General features: G+C 59.9%; 19 protein-coding genes. All 19 read right to left on the bottom strand.

What is annotated here, in order from left to right:
* Positions 1-15: 15 nt before the first annotated feature.
* The 19 genes from ATO11_RS18990 to ATO11_RS18905 all read right to left on the bottom strand — a co-directional run bounded on the left by ATO11_RS18990 (position 16) and on the right by ATO11_RS18905 (position 19,732).
* Positions 16-1,614, bottom strand: a complete 1,599-nt coding sequence (locus tag ATO11_RS18990; protein ID WP_050532505.1) for an ATP-binding protein — start codon at positions 1,612-1,614, stop codon at positions 16-18.
* 9 nt (positions 1,615-1,623) lie between these two features.
* On the bottom strand, positions 1,624-2,712 hold the full coding sequence (locus tag ATO11_RS21375; RefSeq protein WP_082176463.1) for a restriction endonuclease subunit S: 1,089 nt from the start codon (positions 2,710-2,712) through the stop codon (positions 1,624-1,626).
* Positions 2,709-4,235, bottom strand: a complete 1,527-nt coding sequence (locus ATO11_RS18980) for a type I restriction-modification system subunit M (RefSeq protein WP_050532503.1) — start codon at positions 4,233-4,235, stop codon at positions 2,709-2,711. Before ATO11_RS18980 ends, ATO11_RS21375 begins: the two co-directional genes overlap by 4 nt.
* Positions 4,232-7,630, bottom strand: a complete 3,399-nt coding sequence (locus tag ATO11_RS18975) for a DEAD/DEAH box helicase family protein (RefSeq protein ID WP_050532502.1) — start codon at positions 7,628-7,630, stop codon at positions 4,232-4,234. Before ATO11_RS18975 ends, ATO11_RS18980 begins: the two co-directional genes overlap by 4 nt.
* Positions 7,627-8,484 (bottom strand): BrxR family helix-turn-helix transcriptional regulator, encoded by an 858-nt coding sequence (locus ATO11_RS18970; protein WP_050532501.1) that lies wholly within the window; start codon positions 8,482-8,484, stop codon positions 7,627-7,629. Before ATO11_RS18970 ends, ATO11_RS18975 begins: the two co-directional genes overlap by 4 nt.
* A 170-nt stretch (positions 8,485-8,654) precedes the next feature.
* Positions 8,655-9,731, bottom strand: a complete 1,077-nt coding sequence (locus tag ATO11_RS18965) for a TrbL/VirB6 family protein (protein ID WP_050532500.1) — start codon at positions 9,729-9,731, stop codon at positions 8,655-8,657.
* Positions 9,732-9,743: 12 nt separating this feature from the next.
* Positions 9,744-10,157: a hypothetical protein gene (locus ATO11_RS18960; RefSeq protein WP_050532499.1), complete on the bottom strand. Its 414-nt coding sequence runs from the start codon at positions 10,155-10,157 to the stop codon at positions 9,744-9,746.
* Positions 10,154-10,348 (bottom strand): DUF4177 domain-containing protein, encoded by a 195-nt coding sequence (locus ATO11_RS18955; protein WP_050532498.1) that lies wholly within the window; start codon positions 10,346-10,348, stop codon positions 10,154-10,156. Before ATO11_RS18955 ends, ATO11_RS18960 begins: the two co-directional genes overlap by 4 nt.
* A complete protein-coding gene (locus tag ATO11_RS18950; RefSeq protein ID WP_050532497.1) occupies positions 10,345-11,331 on the bottom strand; it encodes an ATPase, T2SS/T4P/T4SS family in 987 nt (328 codons plus the stop codon). The genes ATO11_RS18955 and ATO11_RS18950 overlap by 4 nt, the downstream gene beginning before the upstream one ends.
* 4 nt (positions 11,332-11,335) lie before the next feature.
* Positions 11,336-12,715 carry a TraB/TrbI/VirB10 family type IV secretion system protein gene (locus tag ATO11_RS18945; protein ID WP_050532496.1) on the bottom strand — a complete coding sequence of 460 codons (1,380 nt, stop codon included), beginning with the start codon at positions 12,713-12,715 and terminating at the stop codon, positions 11,336-11,338.
* Positions 12,712-13,407, bottom strand: a complete 696-nt coding sequence (locus ATO11_RS18940; protein WP_050532495.1) for a TrbG/VirB9 family P-type conjugative transfer protein — start codon at positions 13,405-13,407, stop codon at positions 12,712-12,714. The genes ATO11_RS18945 and ATO11_RS18940 overlap by 4 nt, the downstream gene beginning before the upstream one ends.
* A gap of 2 nt (positions 13,408-13,409) precedes the next feature.
* Positions 13,410-14,063, bottom strand: a complete 654-nt coding sequence (locus tag ATO11_RS18935; protein ID WP_050532494.1) for a VirB8 family type IV secretion system protein — start codon at positions 14,061-14,063, stop codon at positions 13,410-13,412.
* Between the two features lie 17 nt (positions 14,064-14,080).
* Entirely contained in the window at positions 14,081-14,890 is an 810-nt protein-coding gene (locus ATO11_RS18930) for a type IV secretion system protein (RefSeq protein WP_050532508.1), read from the bottom strand.
* Positions 14,890-16,044 (bottom strand): lytic transglycosylase domain-containing protein, encoded by a 1,155-nt coding sequence (locus tag ATO11_RS18925; RefSeq protein WP_207382990.1) that lies wholly within the window; start codon positions 16,042-16,044, stop codon positions 14,890-14,892. Before ATO11_RS18925 ends, ATO11_RS18930 begins: the two co-directional genes overlap by 1 nt.
* Positions 16,034-16,201 carry a hypothetical protein gene (locus ATO11_RS22225; RefSeq protein ID WP_165587000.1) on the bottom strand — a complete coding sequence of 56 codons (168 nt, stop codon included), beginning with the start codon at positions 16,199-16,201 and terminating at the stop codon, positions 16,034-16,036. The genes ATO11_RS18925 and ATO11_RS22225 overlap by 11 nt, the downstream gene beginning before the upstream one ends.
* Complete coding sequence (locus ATO11_RS18920) at positions 16,198-18,561, bottom strand: VirB4 family type IV secretion/conjugal transfer ATPase (RefSeq protein WP_050532493.1); 2,364 nt, start codon at positions 18,559-18,561, stop codon at positions 16,198-16,200. The genes ATO11_RS22225 and ATO11_RS18920 overlap by 4 nt, the downstream gene beginning before the upstream one ends.
* On the bottom strand, positions 18,551-18,829 hold the full coding sequence (locus ATO11_RS18915; RefSeq protein ID WP_008327373.1) for a VirB3 family type IV secretion system protein: 279 nt from the start codon (positions 18,827-18,829) through the stop codon (positions 18,551-18,553). The genes ATO11_RS18920 and ATO11_RS18915 overlap by 11 nt, the downstream gene beginning before the upstream one ends.
* A complete protein-coding gene (locus tag ATO11_RS18910) occupies positions 18,822-19,115 on the bottom strand; it encodes a TrbC/VirB2 family protein (RefSeq protein WP_050532492.1) in 294 nt (97 codons plus the stop codon). Before ATO11_RS18910 ends, ATO11_RS18915 begins: the two co-directional genes overlap by 8 nt.
* Complete coding sequence (locus tag ATO11_RS18905) at positions 19,112-19,732, bottom strand: lytic transglycosylase domain-containing protein (protein WP_050532491.1); 621 nt, start codon at positions 19,730-19,732, stop codon at positions 19,112-19,114. Before ATO11_RS18905 ends, ATO11_RS18910 begins: the two co-directional genes overlap by 4 nt.

The following is a 19,732-nucleotide window of genomic DNA, read 5'->3' as shown; positions in this document are numbered from 1 at the left end:
ACCCGCAAACTCTCGTTATGAACGAGGGAGCCTCGGGGGGCAGGTCACGATCAAAAGGCTGCGCTCGGGACCAACTGCCGGTTGTGGGCCTTGCGTCGCTTCGATGAAGAGATCACCAAGTCCGACCTGGATGGCCGGGTGAATATGAAGCTCGGGCTGCTCAATCGCGATCAGGCCGTCAGGGTCCATCAGGCACGCGACAACGACTGGCACCATCTGAGAAATGCCCACACCAACGTCGCTCGGTGCAACAAGCACCCCTTTGTTGAGATCAAGCAACCGGAACTCCTTGACGGTCTTCAACGAAGCGTAGAGCTCCTGCAGGTCGCCAAGGTCGTCTTCATCGATACCCCGCTGAAATAGTTGGTGGAACCGGCTGGTGTTGGGGACCTGCTTGAAGACAGTTTGCTGCAGCTGGTAGCCGGTCCTCAGCTTCAGATCGGAGGAGAGCCAGTCATTCACGCTTTCAAGCAGGTGCTCCGTGGTCTGGTTATGAAGCACGTCCCAGGCAGCAAGGCCCTGTGCCCAGCGTGACTCGTCAGGCGAAAGGCGCGGACGGTAGCCACGGCTGGGTATGTCGCGGAGCGGCCCGATGTAGGTCAGTGACTTTAGATAGTCGCGCAGGATCCGGACAGGGCCGAGAACCATCTCGTCCAGAAGCGCGCTCAAGCCGGCACGGCGATATGTCTCTAGGTCGAGTTCGTCGGCGGCGCGCAGTTCGTCGCTGTCCGACAGGCGCGGAACGGAGGCGCCGCGCGCATAGCGCATCCGGATCAGGTTCTTGTCGAGCTCAACCAGATCGAGCGCAAGCGGACGGTCCAGATCGGGCAACGCTCCGAATTCGGTATCGACCTTGACCCGAAACCGAACGCGGTCATTGACCTGCGCATCCGCCACGATCTGGCGGGAAAGTTCATAGAGCTCGTTCCCGAGCGGTGACTTGAAGGGGTCGCCCTTTTCGGCCTCAGGATCAAATCCGAGCGCGGTCGGCAAACCCTCATCCCAGCCTTCCGGCTCATCATCCGGATCGACCAGCTTTTCAAGCATCGGATGCTGCCAGTTGATATCGATCAGCTCGGCCTGACCCTCCTGTGGGGGTGAGCGGAGAACGGCCATTTCCTCACCGTTATGTTCGACCGACATCTTCGCGACATAGGGGGCTTGGACGAAATCGCTCCAGGCAACCTCGATGCCGATGCCCACCTCCTGCACGACGGCGTAGGTTTTCAGTTCGGTGTTTTCACCCGCGATGTACTGCACCGGCAGGTTTATGAACTGCGGGTCTTGCAGGTTGCCACCGGAATTGAGCGGCAGTCGGTCGCTGCCCTGATCGTCCCCGATATCCAGATGGACCTTGATGTGGATGGACTGGTCAGTCTCATGCCCATGGACGAGATTGGCAAAGCCGCCGAGGTCGGTGAGGCCCCCGGCGATCGTCTGGTCCGGGTCAGGGTTGTTGCGCTCGATCACTTCGCGCAGGTAGTGCAGCGCCTGCAGGATCGTGCTTTTTCCCGCGCTGTTTGGACCAAAAAGGAGCGTGATCGGCTTCAGTTCAATACTTTGGAGTGTGCCAATGCCCTTGAAATTCTCAATCTCGATTCTGGTCAAACGCATGGTGGTACCTCACAGCTCCCCGCGAAACGCACGTTGAGACAGGGAGTCGAAGAGCGACTTTGCGTCATTGCAAGCGGCCAGCAACTTAGCTTCGAATTTCTTCTGCCGCTCCACAAATGCTGCAAAGTTGTTTTGCAAATCTTCGTTTGGCAGAACGATCTCAATTGGATAGATCCTGCTCCCTGAAATCAACGGTTGTGCTGCTCGGCCAGCATACTGATTGAGATCTGCAAACCTCAGAGCCCAGGCCAAGTATGTCTGGTTCACAGGCCTTTTGTACTCCCGGACATACAAAGCGTTATCAGTGATCCACGCTTTCGGTTCGCTTACATGTACCGCTCCACAGTATACACCAACTCGTCCGATAACGATCTGTGGTTCATCGAACATGTATTCGGAATGGAATCCGTTTATCCCGTTACCGCCGTAAACAGGGTGCCTGCCGTTTGGGTCCATTTTCTTGGCGGTGAGGCCGTTTCCACTGGAAACCTTAATGATGTCGCCCAGTGCTGCCGTTGGCATTTGTTTCGTGTTGAGCACAGGATCGCCAAACATATCAAGAAAGACAGCTCGCAACAGCTCATCTGACATGGACACCGCTTGGTCCCGCTTGTGCCGGATTTTGTCAGCTTTTTCGAGAACGGCAGCAACGTGCAGCTGCTCATTGAGGGCCGGTAGTGGGACTTCAAACTCGGCCAACGCTTTCGGACTTAGACGTGGCAGATTCACCCCGGTCGACCGTGAAGACGCTAACTCGACAAGGTGTGGCTGTCTTAGAAAGAAGGCTAAATATCGTCGGTCCAAGTCGGGGCCGGGTTGTATCGGTAGAATGTCCGTACTGCAAATTCCAGAGAAATCAGGCAAAGCGATCTTGGCAAGGTAAGGTCGAAGTTTTCCATAAAGGACGTGCGATTCCTCAAAACAAAATTTGGTACTTGCAAGCTGTCCTTCATCGACGCACTCAGCGCTGATGATTTCACCCCCGCTAGCTATGTGCTCAAGGCCTAAATACTTCGTTCCGGCCTCAATAGATGATGGATCGATCCCTTTTCGGTCGATCTTTGCAACTTTATCAAGGCGCACCATAGGCCAGTTCATCCGAGCATTTCCTCTAGCTCGACGATATCCTTGGAAATTTCATCGTTTAGTTCCTTCATACGCCCGAGGACTTCTTGCGGATGTTCGCCTTCTTTTTGGACATAACTGCTCTCTTTGTAACGATTAAGGGAAAGATCATATCCAGCTTCTCTGATCTCAGCCGCTGGGACAAAGAACGCTTTAGACTTGCGGTCGGTATCGCTCGCTGGGTTGCGTTTTCTCCAGCTCGCTAGGCAATCATCCAAATCGTTCTCTTCAACCGGCTGTCTTTTGTCGTCGAGAGAGAGTCCGTCAGCTTCAATGTCGTAGAAGAAAACGTTGTCGGTGCGTCCACCCTTGGTGAAGACTAAGATACCCGTGGAAACGCCCGCATAGGGTCTGAACACACCGCTGGGCAAAGAGATCACGGCTTCCAGCTGATTATTGTCGACCAGAAGCTGACGCAGCTGACGGTGCGCGCCAGACGAGCCAAACAGCACACCATCAGGCACAATGGTTGCTGATCGGCCTCCGGTGTTCAGCATACGCAGGATCAGCGCAAGGAAGAGCAACTCGGTCTTCTTCGTTTTGACCTGGCGTAGGAGCCCGGAGTGCACGTCCTCGAAATCCAAGCTGCCCTTAAAGGGCGGGTTGGCTAGAATGACGTCAAACCCCTCGGTCGCCTGGTTTGGATACTTGTCTGTGAATCCGGTGCTCAGCGTATCCTGATAGTGGATGTCTGGATCATCCACCCCGTGCAGCATCAGGTTCATCGCTGCGATCCGCAGCATGGTCGCGTCGAAGTCGAAGCCGTGGAACATGTTGCTGCGGATATGCGCGCGGTCCTCGTCGCTGAGCTTGTCGCCGATGTAGATCTTCTCGACATTGCCAGTGTCCGGATCGGTCTCCTCAATTACCGCCTCAGGCGAGGTGTAGGTTTCGAGCAGGTATTCCATCACGCTGACAAGGAAGCCGCCGGTGCCGCAGGATGGATCGCCCACCACATCTGTCGGTTTTGGCTCGAGCAGATCGACCATCAGCCGGATGATGTGGCGCGGCGTGCGGAACTGGCCGTTGATGCCAGCCGTCGTGAGCTTACTGAGCAGATACTCGTAGAGGTCGCCCTTGGTGTCACCCTCGGTCAGTGGCAACTCGTGGATCATGTTGACCGCTTTCACTAGAAGGCCGGGCTTCTGGATCATCAGCTGCGCGTCTTTCATGAACTCGGCAAAGGCCGTGCCGCTGGCCACAGTGCTGCGGAAATGCGGGAACACCTGGTCGCGCACAAGTGGCAGCATCTGGTCGGAGCCCAGGTGCCGGAACTGCGACCAGCGCAGGTGCTGCTCGTCTTCCTTGAAGCGGCGCGTGAACGGCTTACCGCTCCGCTTCTGGCGGTTCTCGTCCCGCGCCTCGTTGATGTCGAGGAGGCGCGCGTACATCAGGAACGTGATCTGCTCGATCACCGTCAGCGGGTTGGTGATCCCGCCCTGCCAGAATTCCGTCCAGAGCGCATCGACGCGCCGCTTGAGATCACCCGTGATCATTGTTGTTTCCTCTCATTCGGGTTTTCGTCTTGGCGCTCTTCGACCTTGGGGCCAAAAGAGCGCACGATGTTGATAAGATCTGCAATGTCTGCCTCGTCTTGGAACACGCCGTCCGGACCGTCGGCATCGACCACAGTGAAAGGGTCGTCGTAGAGCCGCTCGACCTCAATCGTGCCGTAACGCGCGATGTGGTTCTGCAGCAGCGCGAGGAAGCGTGTCTGCTTCGCGCTGAGCTTCGGATGTTTCTGGACGAAGGCGGTGAATTTCTCTCGCACCGCTTCGGGATCCATCCCAACGATCATACGAATCGCGAGATATAGCGGACCTGCGGTTTCGCTGAAGAACTCCTCAAGATGCTCACGCCGCACGTCTGGGTGCTGAGTTAGAACGAGCGATACGAGCGAGTCGATTTCGCGGTCGGACACTGCTTCGCCGGCACGGATCTTCTTAAGGACTTGGTTGGTGTCGAAATGCTTCTTGAGCTCCGCCTCGACGATCTGCTGGTAGGCCTTCATGTCGACGGATTTCAGGCTCGCCGAGCGACGAGCGAACTGCATCTGACCGGCATCCTCAGTGATGTCGACCACCTTCGGAGGAACGCCCTGTGAGCCACCCTTCGCCCGGTGATGCATGATCTCTCGAAGCTGGAGACGCGCGTCCTCAAGGTCAGCGAAAGTTACATCCTTCCAGAACGCATCCGACTTCACGCGCTTGATGATTTCCGCCTTCTCGCGGACCGGGTTCAGGTGCATCTGGAGGGATGACAGTCGGTCAAGGAGCTCGATTTTCAGGTCGGCAATCTCACCTGAGCCACGCAGCAGGGCGATCTGCATGCGAGCAATGAGGAGATCGAGCGAAAGAGCGTCGCCGAAGCCACGGATGTTCCGCCATTGCATCAATGGAGCGATCTCTTGGCGTAGCCTAGCGACGTTCGCCGGGGCGAATGACTTCAAGGCCTCGGGGCGTGATAGCGCGCGCTTCTCCTTCCATTTCTCTCGAACCGCGATCGACTCCTCCGGCAGGGCGTTGATGTCTTGCTCGACAAGTCCGATGGCGGTGTCGAACGCCGCGATCTCGCTCTTTTGAAGCGCGACATCGGCAACGTTCAGCCGCTCCTCGAAGACCAGCTGGGCAAGCGGCTTGCTCTGCGTGGGTTCGGCGGGTCGATAGCCCATCTCGAAGCGGGCAAAGTTACCCCAATGGTCGAAGATGCGAAACACGCTCTTGTTTTGGCCTGGTCCGAAGAGGTCTGGACAGAGACGCGTACCGCGGCCGATCATTTGCCAGAACTTTACGGGCGATTTGACTGGCCTAGCGAAAACAAGGTTCGCTATTTCGGGTATGTCGATCCCGGTGTCGAGCATGTCGACCGAGATCGCGATGGTCAGATCGTTGTTGGTGCCTTCGCCCTTGAAGTCGTCGATTAGTTGCTCGGCTCTGGGGTCATAGTTGTCGATCACCTGGCAAAATTTGCCGGCGTACTGCGGATACATTTCGTCAAAGATCTGGCGCATCAGCATCGCATGTTGGTGGTTGCGCGCGAAGATGATGGTCTTTCCCAGAAGCTGTTCGGTTGCGTCCTTAATCCCGTTTTCCATCAGGTTGCGAAGGATCGCACGGTTGGTGTCTTTGTTGTAGATGACCTTGTCGATCTGCTCCGAGGAGAAATCATACTGCGCTGGATCCTCGCCCTGGTCTTCGAGCTCCTGGATCTGCTGAGGCGACAAGCCATCGAGGGCAATGCCGTCGCGGAGAAACTGCGTCGTGTGCTCATAAACCTCAAACGGGGTCAGGTATCCTTCCTGAACCGCCTGCTCGAGATCGTAATTCGACGTTGGAAGTTGCCCTTCGCACCCAAAGAGGCGGAAGGTGCTGCGCGTAACGAAGTCAACTGGCGTCGCGGTTAGCCCCACCTGGTGGCAGTCGAAATAGTGGAAGATGTCTCCGTAGACGTTGTATATGCTTCGATGAGATTCATCCGCGATAATGAGGTCGAAGAAGCCGGGGTCAAACGACTGAAAGACCTTTTGCATCGCGGGATAGGTCGCCAGGAAGACCCGTTCACTGGCATTCGTTTTTACGCGCGACGTGATGATCCGCGTCGGCTCCGAAAGGAAATCGTTGAAGGCGTTCTTGGCCTGCTTCCGAAGTTCCTTCCTGTCACAGAGAAACAAGACGCGCTTTACCCAACCGGCCCGGATCAGAAGGTCCGTCAGCGCGATGGCAACGCGTGTCTTGCCCGTACCGGTGGCCTGAACAACGAGCGCCCGACGGTGCTTCTGTGAAAACCGCTCGGAAACCCTCTTGATCGCTTCGAGCTGGTACAGACGATCAACGATCTGATCACTGATCTCGATCGTGTCGAGAGGCTGTTTCTGGCTCCGCTGGTAGTTTGCCAGGTGCTGAAGACTGTCCTTCGAATAGAAGCCGAATAGCTTGCGCGGAGGGAAGTCCTGGGCGTCGTCCCAAATCCAGATGTCGAAGCCATTCGTGTAGAAGATAACCGGACGGTGGCCATACCGGTTCTCGAGGCTATCGGCATAGAGCTTCGCCTGATGGCGACCGAGCTCGGCGTCGGTCGAGGTTTTCTTTGCCTCGACAACGGCCAGAGGATTCCCGTTGTCATCCCAAAGCACATAATCGGCGTAGCCGATGCCCGTGGCTGTGGGCTGGCCATCTACCTCGACCTCCTTTCCAACCTGTGCCGTGCTCTTGACACCCTCTGAGATGTCCCAGCCGACACTCGCCAGCATACTGTCGATGAGCCGCGTCCGGGTCTCAGCTTCACTAAACTGAAGTTCATCGGCCGCCGCCTGTGCCGAGCCTGCAAGCTGTTTGAGCTCAGCTGCTTCCTTTTGGGCTGCGGTTGCTTTCGAGCGCTCTTCTTCGAGTTCCGCAAGCAACGCATCCATCTGCGCTTCCTGAGCCGCGAGTTTCTCCAGGACTTGGCGCCGTTCCCGTTCCTCGACCTGGCCTGGAATACTCGGCTGTTGAAAGGCGGGAAGCTGGTCTGCTGTCGCTTGCCCGTATCTGACACACATCCAGCGGGCCAGATCATGTGCCTCCTTGAGCAGCCATAGCGCGTGTTGGCTCCTGACGGGCTCGCCATGAGCGGCTTTGTTGCCGTGCATCCGCAACGCGTGAAGTTTGTCGAGTACAACCTTCGGCGTGATCGCGGTAAAGGCGTCGTTCTTCAAGAGATCAACAAACGTTGGCAAGTCCGGCTTTGGCAGGCGGAGCTCGCGATAGATATCCTTTGTCAGGTTCTCCGCGAAAAGGCGAAGCTTGACGAGTGCACTTGCTGGGTCAGCGTGAGCATATGATTCTGCAAACGTGCCTAGTCCAGCAAGTTCAGGCCAGCCGTCACGTAGTATTTCGAAGTTGATCGATTTCATGCCATTGCCTCCGCGAGCGCGGCGTCAAAGGCAGCCCGGTTGGCAACCACGACCGGGACTTCGTGGGGATTGTCCAGCTTGTCTGCGACATCCAGACGGAGACGCTTCAGGAAGTAGTAGAGCAGCGCCTTCCGAACCAAGACTTCGGAGCGCTCGTTCGTCATCTCATAGTCTTGCGCGATGATCGAGCGCTGGCTCTCGCTCAGGGCTGGATTCGGTGCAAGCGCCACCGCGAAGCGATCATGCCAAAGCTTGTCGTCATTCGCAGACGCGCCAGACAACCCGTGCTTTCGGGTCTTCATGCATCGCGAGAGGATGAAGTCTTTGAACTTGTGGTCGATGTGACAGAAGGCACGAACATGCCACCGCAGTCCGTCATTGCCGAGGGCGTGGGGAGAAATCCGCCTCCACTCAGGGGTGGGCTTCTTGGCGCTCATAGACTGGTAGAAAACCTCGATGGAATGCCCTTCTCTTACGGTTTTGAGTACATCGCGAAGGACTTCGGGCTCCACGCGCCGGTTCGGAATAGGCAGGGCATCATGCTCCGGCGCCGATGCAAGCCAGGCGTCGGTCACACCAGGCACACATCCGTTAGTCTCGCGCAGATGAGCGAGGTACGCGGATGCATTGGGCTGCATGAATACCGGCTTGAAATCGTCTGCCGCTTTGTAGCGTTTGGCGCTCTTGTCGTAGATCAGGTTTCCCGGCGCCTTATCCTCGTAGAGTGTCAGGTCCTTGGAGGCTTGGGGCACGGACACGCCGAACTGGTCTACGATGTCGGCACGATTGATCCCGCCCTCCCAAAAGAGGCGGAATTCAATGAACTCCAATCGTTTTTCGACACCCCAGCGCATATCACGTCCTCGTTGAGCAGGTGGAGCGAGATCGTCCACCAGAATCGTTTGGTGATGGGTATATAAACTATACGCATCTTGTCAATCAACCCCTTCGCGTGAGTTTTTTGGGAGAGTTCACCTTGTGATGGCAACTGAAAAGCCGTTGCGCTGCTCGTCCTTCTGGGTCGTCATCGTCGCCCCAACCTTCCAAGCCTAGCCAGTTGCGCCAGCATTTGAGACCCGGCCCCGGGTGACCCAGTGCCGCTTGCCTGACCCGTCTGTCCCATGCCTTGCCGCACTGGCATCTTCTGCACACCAAAAAACTGCCGCGCTCTAAGGGCGGCATATTCCGCCCCACTTGCTCCACCGATAAGGTAGCGATTGTAGGCCTGCTGGCTGCCCATTGCGGCGCGGGCGAAGCTGTAGCTTCCACCGAGGCCACCGGACAGGGCGGGCATCATGATGTTGCCGGAGATCGCGCGGACGATGAAGGGCGTGGCAATGATGAACCCCTTGGCCATGAGGACCATCATGAAGAAGGGGATGAGCGCACCTATGTTTGAAGCCCCTTCCGGGTCGCCAAGCTCACCGATCAGAGCGGAAGAGACGCCAGTGATCGTTGCGAACACCCCTGCGACGACGATTGGGTAGAGTGCGAACGAAACCAGTGCCGACAGCCAGCGTGCGAAGTAATCTTTAGTCACCTCGAAGAGGGTGAGGAAGATCATCACCGGCGCGATCCCGATTAGAAGTGCGATCATCAGGCGGGATGCCACAAGGATGAAGGCGGCCAGCCCGCCGAGTATCGAGAGCAAGAGGACCCCGACAATGTCGAGCATGGCGCCAGCCATCCAGTTCAGCTCGGACCCGGCGGCGTTGAGATAGTCGCCCAGTTCCGCGATTAGCCGGTCAAACTCTTCGGCGAAAGTGCCAGAGGGACCCGGGGTGCCGCCACCAACCGAGGCCACGAGCGCCCCTGCGATGCTGTCGATGCCCGCCAGGATAGCGGCAGAAAGCGCGTTGAACTGCACCCAGTTGGTCGCAAATATCCCGATCAGTCCGATCTTGACTGCCAGCCAGAAGGCCGTTCGGCCGTCCATCGCCTTGTATTGGTAGATCATGTTCAAGAAGACGAGGATCACCACGAGCGTTGTTCCCAGGACGAGAAGCGTGCCGACCGTTGCCGCAACCGATCCGAACTGGGTTTCGGCGGCGGTGTCGAGATAGCCCTGGGAGGTTTCAACGAAATAGGTGACGACGCTCATCGGGGATCAGCCTTACCAATTGCCTGCGGCGTCGCAGATGGCCTTGGCGACAGTTCGGGCGGTGTTGGCGCGGCCGTTGTAGCCATCCGAGGCTTCGAGCATTTCCCATCGTTCGTCACTCGCGTGGACCTCGCGAAACACCGCCTCGGCGGCCTCCCAAGAGGGGAACCGGGTTTCGCAATCGCAGCTGCCGGTCTCGACGATGCGCTCGAGATTTTGGGCGCGGTAGATATCCTGGACCAACACGCGCTGATAGGCTTGGCGCAGGGGGATTTCCTGCATCCACACGGGTTCAGCGGGCCGGTCTGGACAGACGTTGAAGCTGCGATCGAGGGTCGGCACTAGATTGCGCTCGGCGAAGGCGGGGACAGCCAGTAGGCTCAGGGCCACCCCGGTCAAAACAAGGGTTAGCCTTGCCAGCCTCATGCCGTGGCTCCGATAGTGGTGGATTCGCGTTTCAGGAAGACCGTGTGCCCAACATTCGCGAATTCTGAGGAGCTGATCGAGACGACCTCCCAGCCTTCTGAACCTTTAGCATTCAAGGTTTCTCTCATGTCAGAAAGGCTGGTCTTTCCGGTCATGGGGAAATTGAGGATTTCATATTCAAAGGTCTTCATTGGGAAGCTCCGATCTCAGTTGCGCCGGGGAGGTAGAATTCGGTGATGCCGCGTTTGCCATCATGGCGACCGGCCTGGATGATTACGTCGATGGAGTTCTCGATGTACTGGATCATGTCGGCATAGGTCATCGGTATCTCGGTCTTGAGCGCCGCGATCGCGAGGCGCTGCACGGCGAGCTGCGGGGTTTCGGCGTGCAGCGTGGTCATTGAACCGCCATGGCCGGTGTTGATCGCCTCGAGGAAGGTCATGGCCTCTTTGCCGCGCACCTCGCCGAGGATGATCCGGTCGGGACGCATCCGCAGGGTTGCTGTGAGCAGGACATCGGCTGTCTGGAATTCCGCGTCGCGATTGGCGATGAGGGTCACGGCATTGGGCTGGGTTGGCAGAAGCTCGGCGGCTTCCTCGATGGTGACAATGCGTTCCTCGGTAGGCACATGAGAGAGAATCTTGCGCGCAGCCACGGTCTTGCCGGTGGAGGTGCCGCCCGAGACGATCATGTTCAGCTTGTTCTCGACGCAGTAGGCCAGGGCATCAGCGATGACGCCCGCGGCCACGACCTCGCGTAGTTCGCGGGTTTTCTCGAGGCGGAGCTCTTCCAGTTTGCGCTCCTTGCCATAGAGGAAATCCAGGGCGATCCCATCGAGCGGCAGGCTTGAGAAGAACCGCAAACTGATCGACATCGCCGTTAGCACGGCAGGTGGTGTGATGACCTGTGCGCGGATCGGACGGCCCTTGTAAGTGATCGAGACCGAGACAATCGGCCTGTCCTTGCTCATGGTGGTGTTGGCGGACGAGGCGATCTGGTTGCCGAGGTCTTTTACTTCGGTTGCGGTCAGCTTCTGGTCCAGCTGCCGCATGAAGTGATCGCCCTGGAATTCTCCCCAGCAGCTGCCGTCGGGATTGATGCAGATCTCGATCACATCGTCGCTCGCGGCGGCGTCGATCCGGTCGAGCGAGGTTTCGAGATAGCTCAGCGACACGGGCTCAGAATATCTCCAGATCGCGATCGACCATGACCGTGACGCGTGCGCCTTGGTCGACATAGATGACGGGGCCGATCGAGAGGTAATCGCCAATGACGCTATCCGTGGCATCCGCAAGATCATCGCCAACGTCTTCGAGCACGTCCGCGGCGGTCTCACCTTGCACATTTGCAGCGGCGGCGCTTGGTGCGGCGGAGATCAGAGAAATCAACGCTGCCGAGCCGAAGCGCTCATCAAAGCGCGTGTCGACAAAGCCGGTCACGCCGGAGCGGCCGAGTTCATCGCCGCCGAAGGAGCTGATTTGGATGGTCTGGTTGTCGGGCAGGATGATCCGGTCCCAGGCGATGGTGACCCGGCGCTGCGCAATGTCAACGCCAGAGCGATAGCGCCCGATCACGCGGGCACCACGCGGGATTAGCAATCGAGAGCCATCGAAGCTGTAGACATCTTCGGAGACAACGGCCCGGGTCTGGCCGGGCAGGGAGCTATCGAGGGCGGTTTCCATGACGGCCTGGATCATCGTGCCCTGAATGATGGTATTGGAAGGGTTTGCGATGACCTCTGCCTGCGTTACTGTGGTGGGCAGCGCGCCATTTAGCACAAAATCCGTCACTTCCCCGAAGGTGCGTTCGGTCAGAGCCGTCTCATTCGCACCGGAGGTGCCACCAAAGGCGATGGTGGGCGAGGTGATGCGGCGCTCTTGAAACGCGCGTTCTTCAGCCGCGCGGCGTTCAAGTTCCGCGAGCCGTCTTGCTTCCTCCTCGCGGCGCAGGCGTTCCTCTTCTCGTGCGCGCAGCTCGTCCTCAGATGGGCCCAACGGCGCGGGGGCAGGGCGATTGGCTTCGAGTTGCGCGAGTTCGAGGTCCATGCGGAGCTGCTCCAACTCGCGATCGCGTGCCGTGAGTTCATCGCGAAACTGCTGCTGCGCGGCTTCCGACGCGGCTTGCAGGGCGGCGATCTGGGCAGTCAGCGCATCGATGGCTTCGGCGGCGGCGGTATCTTCCTCGACCACCGGTTCGGGCGCGTTGCGCAAATCCTCGATCTGGGCCTGAAGGGCGGCGAGCTGCGCCAGAAGCTCAGCGTTTGGTTCCACCGGATCCGGCGCGACTAACACCACCTCGGGTTCGGGTGGGCGCAGAGTTTCGATGGCACCAAACCCGTCGCCTTCGTTTTGGAACACGTCCGGTGTCGCCGTAAGCAGGGCTTCCTCTTCCTCGGGTTGAGACAGGAGATAGAGTAATGCACCGCCCGCGCCGATCACGAGGACAACGACCAAAGCGAGCAGGGGAGAGCGCCGTGGGGCGGGGGGCGAAGCTGCGCCTTTGCCCTGCTCGAGGGCGGCAAGGCGTTTCTCGAGGTCCGCGTTTTCGGTGTCGCTCATGATCCCACCCCCGCAGGCGGTGTGGCCTCTATACAGACCACCTCCTCCCCGATCCGCAGAACCCATTGCCTGTTCACCCCGGAGACGCGGATCACGCTGTCCTCGGTGGCTTGCGTGTTCACCGTCCGCTCGCGGCCATTCGCGTAGCGAAAGACTGCGGGCACCGGCGCGTTCCGTGGGAACTCGAAATACGTGAAGGTCCCGTCATCCCAGACGCGGGTCGGGGTGAACTCGGTACGTGCGCTGGCCCCGTAGTTGTAGTTCGGCGCTTGGGCCGCGATGGCCCGGGTCGGGTGCGCAGCGTCGTCCGGATAGCGGAACTGGACCACGTAGAAGGTCGGGCTGCGGGTCTCCTGGACGTTGAAATAGTAGCTGCGGCGGTTGGTATAGACCGTGACATTGGTATGGACGCCGCGCGCGACGGGCTTGATCGCGAAGGCCTGCCCACCCGGCACGCCGTCGATCTCAAACCCTTCCGTGTCGCCCGCGATGATCGAGCGGATGCTTTCGCCTTCCCCGAACTCGACCGTGGTCACATGGGTGAGCGAGACGTTGAGGCGATAGACCTGGCCTTCCTGGTAGGTGGCCAGCCGCACCCGGCTATCGTTGGGACCGCCACGCGGGATGGCTTCTGCGAAGGCAAGGCCGGGCAAAAGGGCAATCAGGAGTATGACAAGTCGAACTGGGTACAAATTCAATTCTCCAATCTGTCGGAGCGGATGGAATATTCGAGGACCGTGAAGCCGAAGGGGTTGGTCCAGACCTCATCGATGGAGCGGCGGGTCTCGGGGCGGAACTCGAAGAGAAGCGTGGCGGTGAAAAGCCCGGTTTGGACGCCGTTGATAGACGTCAGGCGCTTGCGCAGGCGGACCGTCGCGCGGTTGGTTCCGATCCGGTTGATGCTGAGGATCTCCACGTCGAGCCGGGCATTGGGGCCATAAACTGTCGGCGGGTAGTTGTCGTTGGCGCTGTTCCAGATCTGGCGCAATCCGCTCTCGGCCGCCCCGTCCGAGCGACGTAGAACACTGCGGATGCGCAGATCATTGTCGAGCTGGTTATAGACCTCGCGGTCGGTCACATAGCGGAAGACTTCTGCCTCGATGACCGCCTGGTTGGCGGTCACTGACGTCGCGCCCACGGAAGCCTCGGGGAGCGCGAAGCCGGTGGCGGGATCATAGGGCACAACCACGGGCGGCGGATCGACATCTAGGATCGCGACAGCCGCCGCGCTCAGGCATCCGAGAATGCCGAAGATGAGCCCGGTGAGCCCAAGGCGCTGCCAGAGCCGTTCGCGGCGCAGGGCACCATAGACCAACTCTTCTTCGATGATTTCCTGCTCAGTAGCCACCCCTCATTCCCTCACGATCAGTCAGCCCGCAGGTCCGGCAGGGTGAAATCCATGAAGCGCTGTTCCTCGGCGATGGTGGCGGCATCGATCACGCCGCCGGTGCCATCGCCCACCGTTTGAATCGCTTCCAGCTGCCACATCGCCACGAGGGCGATGGCCAATTCAGCTGTCACGCGCGTGTTGAGATCGACGCTTTGCTTGAGCTCTTCCATGTCGTCAATGAGCCCGACAAGGCGGTCTACCCGCTCGAGCGATTGGCCGGCATCCTCATAGCTGTTCTGGGCCGCCGCCGAGACAAGGGCACCGGTGGTGGCCTGCGTCGCCACGCGGTTGGCCCCGGGATTGCCGCTCGTGGCCATTTCCGAGAGGGTGTCATCGTCAAATCCGAGATCGGCCAGCACCCGATCCATCTGGGTTTCGATCTCGCCTGCGCCAGAACCGGACAGGCCGGAGAAATCCCCAGTCTTGATCGCCTCAATCGTGGCGAGGATGTCCCCGAACTCCTGGTCGAGCAGACCGTTCAACTCGTCTTCCATTTCCGTCCGGATGATTTCGGGAAGCTCGGCAAGTCGGGTGAGCGCTTCATAGGTTCTTTGCAGCTCCGCGAGTTGATCCGTGAGTGTGGCAAGCTGTTCGCGGAGCTGCGTCAGCTGCTCGTTTTGCAGGATCTCGTCTTCGATCATCTGCCGGAGCTGCTGGATGTTTTGCGCGATGTTCTGGGTATCGACGACGGGCACGCCTTGCGCGAGGGCAGGGGATAGGGCGCCAAGATGCAGACCAACCCCAAGTGTCGTGGCCAAAGCTGTCCTCAAGAGCAGATGTCCCATCATTCAATCTCCCTGATCGTAAAATCCATGAACGCGCCTTCGGCCATGCGGGCGCTGGCCTGGGCCAGCTCTTTGGCGGAGAGTACGCGGGTGCGGGCGGCCTGAAGCCGGATGCGGGCGGCCACGAGACGCACGAGTTCGGCGCGGGCATAAGTGTTGAGCGCAACGCTCTCCTGCACATCCTCGGTCTCGGAAATCCGTTCGACGATATCCGCAATACGTAGGGCGGCTTGCCTGATCGCGGCGGGTGAGTTGTTGCCATAGAAGGCCGCGCCGTGCCCAGTGAGCGAGAGGTTGGCATTGGCCAGAAGCGCGGGGTCGATCGTGCCAAGCGCTTCGATCCCGCCGATGCGGCTTAGGTAGAGATTGTAGCGTTCGGGGATGACCTGGACGTAGTGCTGGGTCTCGGCGAAAGGCGGCACGCCACCATATTCGAAGACGCGACCCGGTCCGGCGTTATAAGCCGCGAGCGCGTTGATGATATTGCCGTCGAAGGTGTTGAGCTGGGCCGCGAGATAGCGAGCACCGCCATGCACCTGTAGGTAAGGGCTGTCATAGTATTCCGGGTTGATGCCGAGATCGCTGGCGGTGCCGGGCATGATCTGGGTGAGGCCGAAGGCCCCGACCGGCGAGCGGGCACCGATGGTGAAACGGCTTTCCTGCCAGACGAGCGCCTGCAGCAGGGCGCGCCATTGAACCGGGGAGAGACCTGCACGGCCAACACCGGCAAACCCGCTGGTCTCCTGGGCGACGCGGATGATGAGCTGCTCGATGCTTTCTGCCGCATCCCCGAACATTTGCGCGCCGCCGGGGTTGGGATCGATCGCACCCGTGCCATAGACCGCCTCGACAGAGCGGGTCGGATCGCCGCTGCCGCTTTCCAGCCCCGAGACCATGGCCGGCAAGCCCTGACCGCCGAAGCTGGTCTGGGCATCGAGGATGCGCTGCAGGGTGGCCAATTGCTCCCGTTCGATTTCGGCGATGAGTTCACGCACGGCAAGCTTGTCAGCCTGAATCGCGAGGTCGGCTTCGCGATCACCCGTTTCGACGATGTCGCGCGCGGTCAGCCCGCTGTCATTGGTGGGTACACCTTGGGACAGGGCGAGACCGGGCAGCAGGCAAAGGGCCAGGATATGAGGCAGCCTAGACGTCAATGTCGCCCACCGGTGCGCCGAGGGGCGTGAAGCTGCAATCCGGCGCGACAGGGGCTGTCGAGGCCAGGTAGGTGAAGCAATTGGCCTGCGGTTCCTGGTATTGGGCGCAGGAGGCCAAAGCGCCGAGCGCGGCGAGAAGAAACAAAATGCGGGTCATGAGAGCCTCCAGAAGTCAGGGCGGTCGCGGTAATCGGCGCCCACCAGCGCCTCGCCTTTTTCCATGCCGCCGAGGATGGTGAGATTGGGTCCGAGAGCGCTCAGATCGGCGTCGACGACGATGGAGCCCTGGTCGTCACGGATGAGCGCAAGGCGGCTGTCGCTGCCGGTGTTGAGAAGCACGTCGAGTTCCTTCTCATAGAGGTTCAGCATCGCGTAATCGGCAGCATGGGCGCGGATGTTCGGAAGCAGGATCTGCGTCGGCACCGCCTCGACGATGGTCTTGCCGGTCCGGGTGCGCTCGAGCTGGCTTGCGTATTGCGTCATCATCACCGCGACGGTGTTCTGCTTGCGCGCAGTCACGAGCCAGTTCGACAGCCGCTCGGCGAAATACGCGTTGTCGAGTGCCTTCCAGGCCTCGTCGATGACGATGATCGTGGGGCGGCGGTCCTCGATCTCGCGCTCGACCCGGCGGAAGAGATAAGAGAGAACGGCCATACGTTCCTTCTCGGCCTCGCTGTCGAGAATGCCGGTGAGATCGAAGCCGACGATATCGCCCTCCAGCGAGAAGGTGTCTTCCAGCGTCTGCCCGAAGATCCAGCCGTAGCGGCCCTCTTCGGTCCATTCGAGAAGGCGCTGGTGCAGATCGCCACCGTCGTCGGTGGAGACAAAGAGTGATGCGAAATCCCGCCAGTTCCGCAGTGCCGGGTTTGTGGCCTGCGCGTTCTGGCGCACCACTTCCTGGATGCGGTTGGTCTGGGCAGGCGTGAGCGGCTTGTCAGCACGGTAGAGCAGGGTGGCGAGCCAGTCCGAGAGCCATGCCGTGCCGCGCGCATCGGTCTCGGTCCAGAGCGGGTTGAGGCCTGTGGGCTGTCCGGCTTTCAAAGACGCATAGCGCCCGCCATTGGCGCGGACCGCCATCTCCATACCGAGGCGGTAATCGAAGACGAAGATCCGCGCCCCTGCTCGACGGGCCTGTGTCATGAGAAAGGCGGAAAGCACCGATTTGCCTGACCCGGGTCGTCCCATGATCAGCGTATGCCCGCTGGTGGGCTCTTTCTCGGGACTGCCTTGCTCGTGATAGGAAAACCGATAGGCGCTCTGTTCGGGCGTTGGCAGATAGGTGATGACCTTGCCCCAAGGGGTTTTCTCGGCAGGCTTGCCGAGCTGCGTCCGGTGGAAGGCCGCGAAATCCGCGAAGTTGCGATTGGTGATCGCGCTTGCGCGCACGCGCTTGGGCTGGTTGCCGGGATGCTGGCTGAGGTAGTGCGCCTTGGCCGCGACCCGCTCGCCGATCATCTTCACGCCTTCGGCGGCAGCGGCGTTGACGATCTCGGCGCTGAGCGTTTGCAACTCGTCCAGCGTGTCACAAAAGATCGTCACCACCATGTGATGCTCGCCGAAGCTCTGGCGCTTGGCCTCCAGATCATCGGCGGCGATGTCGAGGGCTTCCATGAGCGACAGGGCAGCGTCCTGGCTGGCCTGCATCTGGCGTTTTTGCCGCTTGATGCGGCCTGCCATGAGGTTCGAGTTGATCGGCGTGAAGGAATGCGTGACGATCATGTCGACCGGCAGGTTCAGCATGTCGAACATGGTGCAGGAGGTGGCTTCTGAGTATTCTCCGATGGTGAAGCTCTTCCCGAAGCGATGTCCCACGACGCCCTCGGAGAGCTCGAAGTGATCTCTGTGAAACGTCACTCGCGTGTTGGCCACGTTGAACGACAGAAAGCCGTAGGTATTGGCCGGATAGAGCGGCAATTCCTGGCCGGTGTTGAGGGCCCCCAGAAAGCCGATGAGTTCGCCGCTCTCGGCCTTAAGCACACGTGGGTTCAACTCCGTCAGGCCCGACAGGAACACACTCACGGCCTCGCCCAATCGGCGAAGGCGTTTCTCGGTTGCCTCCTTCAGCCGGTCCGGGGCGCTTCGGTTCAGGAAGGGCAGGACGCTTTTAGGAGGCGGGCGGTGAATGACGGTGAGCGTCAGGGTTTTGTCGCGCAACCCGCTGGTCTCAAGTTTCGCGCTCCAGAGCCGATCAACTTCTCCAGCAAAACTGTCCTCGCACACGGGCTCGAGGTCTGGCGAGATCGCCTTCGAGACTTTGTGGACGTAGTAGCTGAACTCCGGCCCCAGCTGCGCGATGATGCGGGCGAAGAGTGCTGTCACCTTGTCGAGATAGGCATCATCCGTCGTGTAGCTGTTGACCCCGTCGAGCCGGATGCACTGGAAAAGCTCGTTCACGCGGGTTCGCACGGTGCGGTCATCGACCAGGCTGACATAGGGCAGCATATGCGCGAGGCGGGTTTCGCGTGCATACCAGTCGGGCGTCATGGTCCGGAGATCGAAGGCTTCGTCACGGGGCATAGCTGTCCCCGCCGTGGATGGACCGGTTCCGCGTGGGCGGTGTCTCCTGCAGCGCCGTCATCATCACATCGATGAAGCGCGGATCCCAGTCCGCGGCCTTCCAAAGCACGGGATAGAGCAGGGCGGCCACGCCCAGCACCGCGATGTGCTGGACCCAGACGAAGAGCAGCACGGAGCCGAAGAGCCAGACCATCGCGTACATGATGGGCAGGCCCAGAAGTTTGGGCGGCCGCACGAGGCCGAGAAAGAGGGGCGAGCGCTCAGCCACCGGCGAAGACCGCGGCAACAATGGTGGGAGCGGCGGCGACACCGGCGATGCCGACAAGCACCCAGAGTGCCTGGCGCAGATCGATGATGTTAAAGAACCAGCTGAGGAAGACGCCCAGAACGGCGAGTGTCGCGATCACGACGCCAAGCGGGCCGGTCAGCGCATCGACGATCCCCTGCAACAGGCTCTGGATCGGGGAGAGGTCGATGCTTTGAGCCAGCGCAGGCTCGGCGACGAGTAGGAAGAGCGCCAGTGAGGCGACAAATAGGTTTGAAATCTGTCTCATGAATTTGATCCTTCCAATCGGGCCACGACGGCCATCACATGGGCGACGTGGTTCTGGGTTTCTCGGTAGGGGGGAATGCCGCCGTACTGGCGGACCGAATCCGGTCCGGCGTTGTAGGCCGCGAGTGCCAGGCGCGGATCGCCAAACGTCTCCAGCATCATCGCAAGGTAGCGGGCGGAGCCGTCCAGGTTTTGCAGCGGATCACGTGGGTCGACGCCCAGATCCCGCGCCGTCGCGGGCATCAATTGACCAAGGCCGATAGCGCCCGCGCTTGAGACAGCATCCTGCCGGTAGGCGCTCTCGATTTCGATATTTGCACGGTAGAGCGTCAGCCAATCACGAACCGAGAGATCCGTGCGCCGCAGCCCGGGATGACCCGCGTAACGAAGGGCGGTGGCCTCGATGGCCGCCAGAACATCGGCGCGGGGCAGGGGTGCCGGGCGGGCAAGGGCTGTAAAACGCAATGCGTTAGGTTCAATAGCTGGTTCATCTTCACCGAGGATTGCCAGCTCATCAGCCGCCGAACCCTGGCCAATGCCGCCATTGTAATTGCGGGCAAAGCTGTCCTGGGAGTGGGACGGGGTCAGAGAGCCATCGCTCTCCATGACCAGTACCAT

This window comes from Pseudaestuariivita atlantica, from assembly GCF_001205715.1.
Taxonomy (GTDB): domain Bacteria; phylum Pseudomonadota; class Alphaproteobacteria; order Rhodobacterales; family Rhodobacteraceae; genus Pseudaestuariivita; species Pseudaestuariivita atlantica.
The sequence above is the reverse complement of the archived record's forward strand: the minus strand, read 5'-3'. Positions and strand labels throughout refer to the sequence as shown.

Excerpts from the sequence above, each read along its gene's own strand:
- ATO11_RS18990 (WP_050532505.1), bottom strand. The coding sequence starts at position 1,614 with ATGCGTTTGACCAGAATCGAGATTGAGAATTTCAAGGGCATTGGCACA.
- ATO11_RS21375 (WP_082176463.1), bottom strand. The coding sequence starts at position 2,712 with ATGAACTGGCCTATGGTGCGCCTTGATAAAGTTGCAAAGATCGACCGA.
- ATO11_RS18980 (WP_050532503.1), bottom strand. The coding sequence starts at position 4,235 with ATGATCACGGGTGATCTCAAGCGGCGCGTCGATGCGCTCTGGACGGAA.
- ATO11_RS18975 (WP_050532502.1), bottom strand. The coding sequence starts at position 7,630 with ATGAAATCGATCAACTTCGAAATACTACGTGACGGCTGGCCTGAACTT.
- ATO11_RS18970 (WP_050532501.1), bottom strand. The coding sequence starts at position 8,484 with ATGCGCTGGGGTGTCGAAAAACGATTGGAGTTCATTGAATTCCGCCTC.
- ATO11_RS18965 (WP_050532500.1), bottom strand. The coding sequence starts at position 9,731 with ATGAGCGTCGTCACCTATTTCGTTGAAACCTCCCAGGGCTATCTCGAC.
- ATO11_RS18960 (WP_050532499.1), bottom strand. The coding sequence starts at position 10,157 with ATGAGGCTGGCAAGGCTAACCCTTGTTTTGACCGGGGTGGCCCTGAGC.
- ATO11_RS18955 (WP_050532498.1), bottom strand. The coding sequence starts at position 10,348 with ATGAAGACCTTTGAATATGAAATCCTCAATTTCCCCATGACCGGAAAG.
- ATO11_RS18945 (WP_050532496.1), bottom strand. The coding sequence starts at position 12,715 with ATGAGCGACACCGAAAACGCGGACCTCGAGAAACGCCTTGCCGCCCTC.
- ATO11_RS18930 (WP_050532508.1), bottom strand. The coding sequence starts at position 14,890 with ATGGGACATCTGCTCTTGAGGACAGCTTTGGCCACGACACTTGGGGTT.
- ATO11_RS22225 (WP_165587000.1), bottom strand. The coding sequence starts at position 16,201 with ATGACCCGCATTTTGTTTCTTCTCGCCGCGCTCGGCGCTTTGGCCTCC.
- ATO11_RS18920 (WP_050532493.1), bottom strand. The coding sequence starts at position 18,561 with ATGCCCCGTGACGAAGCCTTCGATCTCCGGACCATGACGCCCGACTGG.
- ATO11_RS18910 (WP_050532492.1), bottom strand. The coding sequence starts at position 19,115 with ATGAGACAGATTTCAAACCTATTTGTCGCCTCACTGGCGCTCTTCCTA.
- ATO11_RS18905 (WP_050532491.1), bottom strand. The coding sequence starts at position 19,732 with ATGGTACTGGTCATGGAGAGCGATGGCTCTCTGACCCCGTCCCACTCC.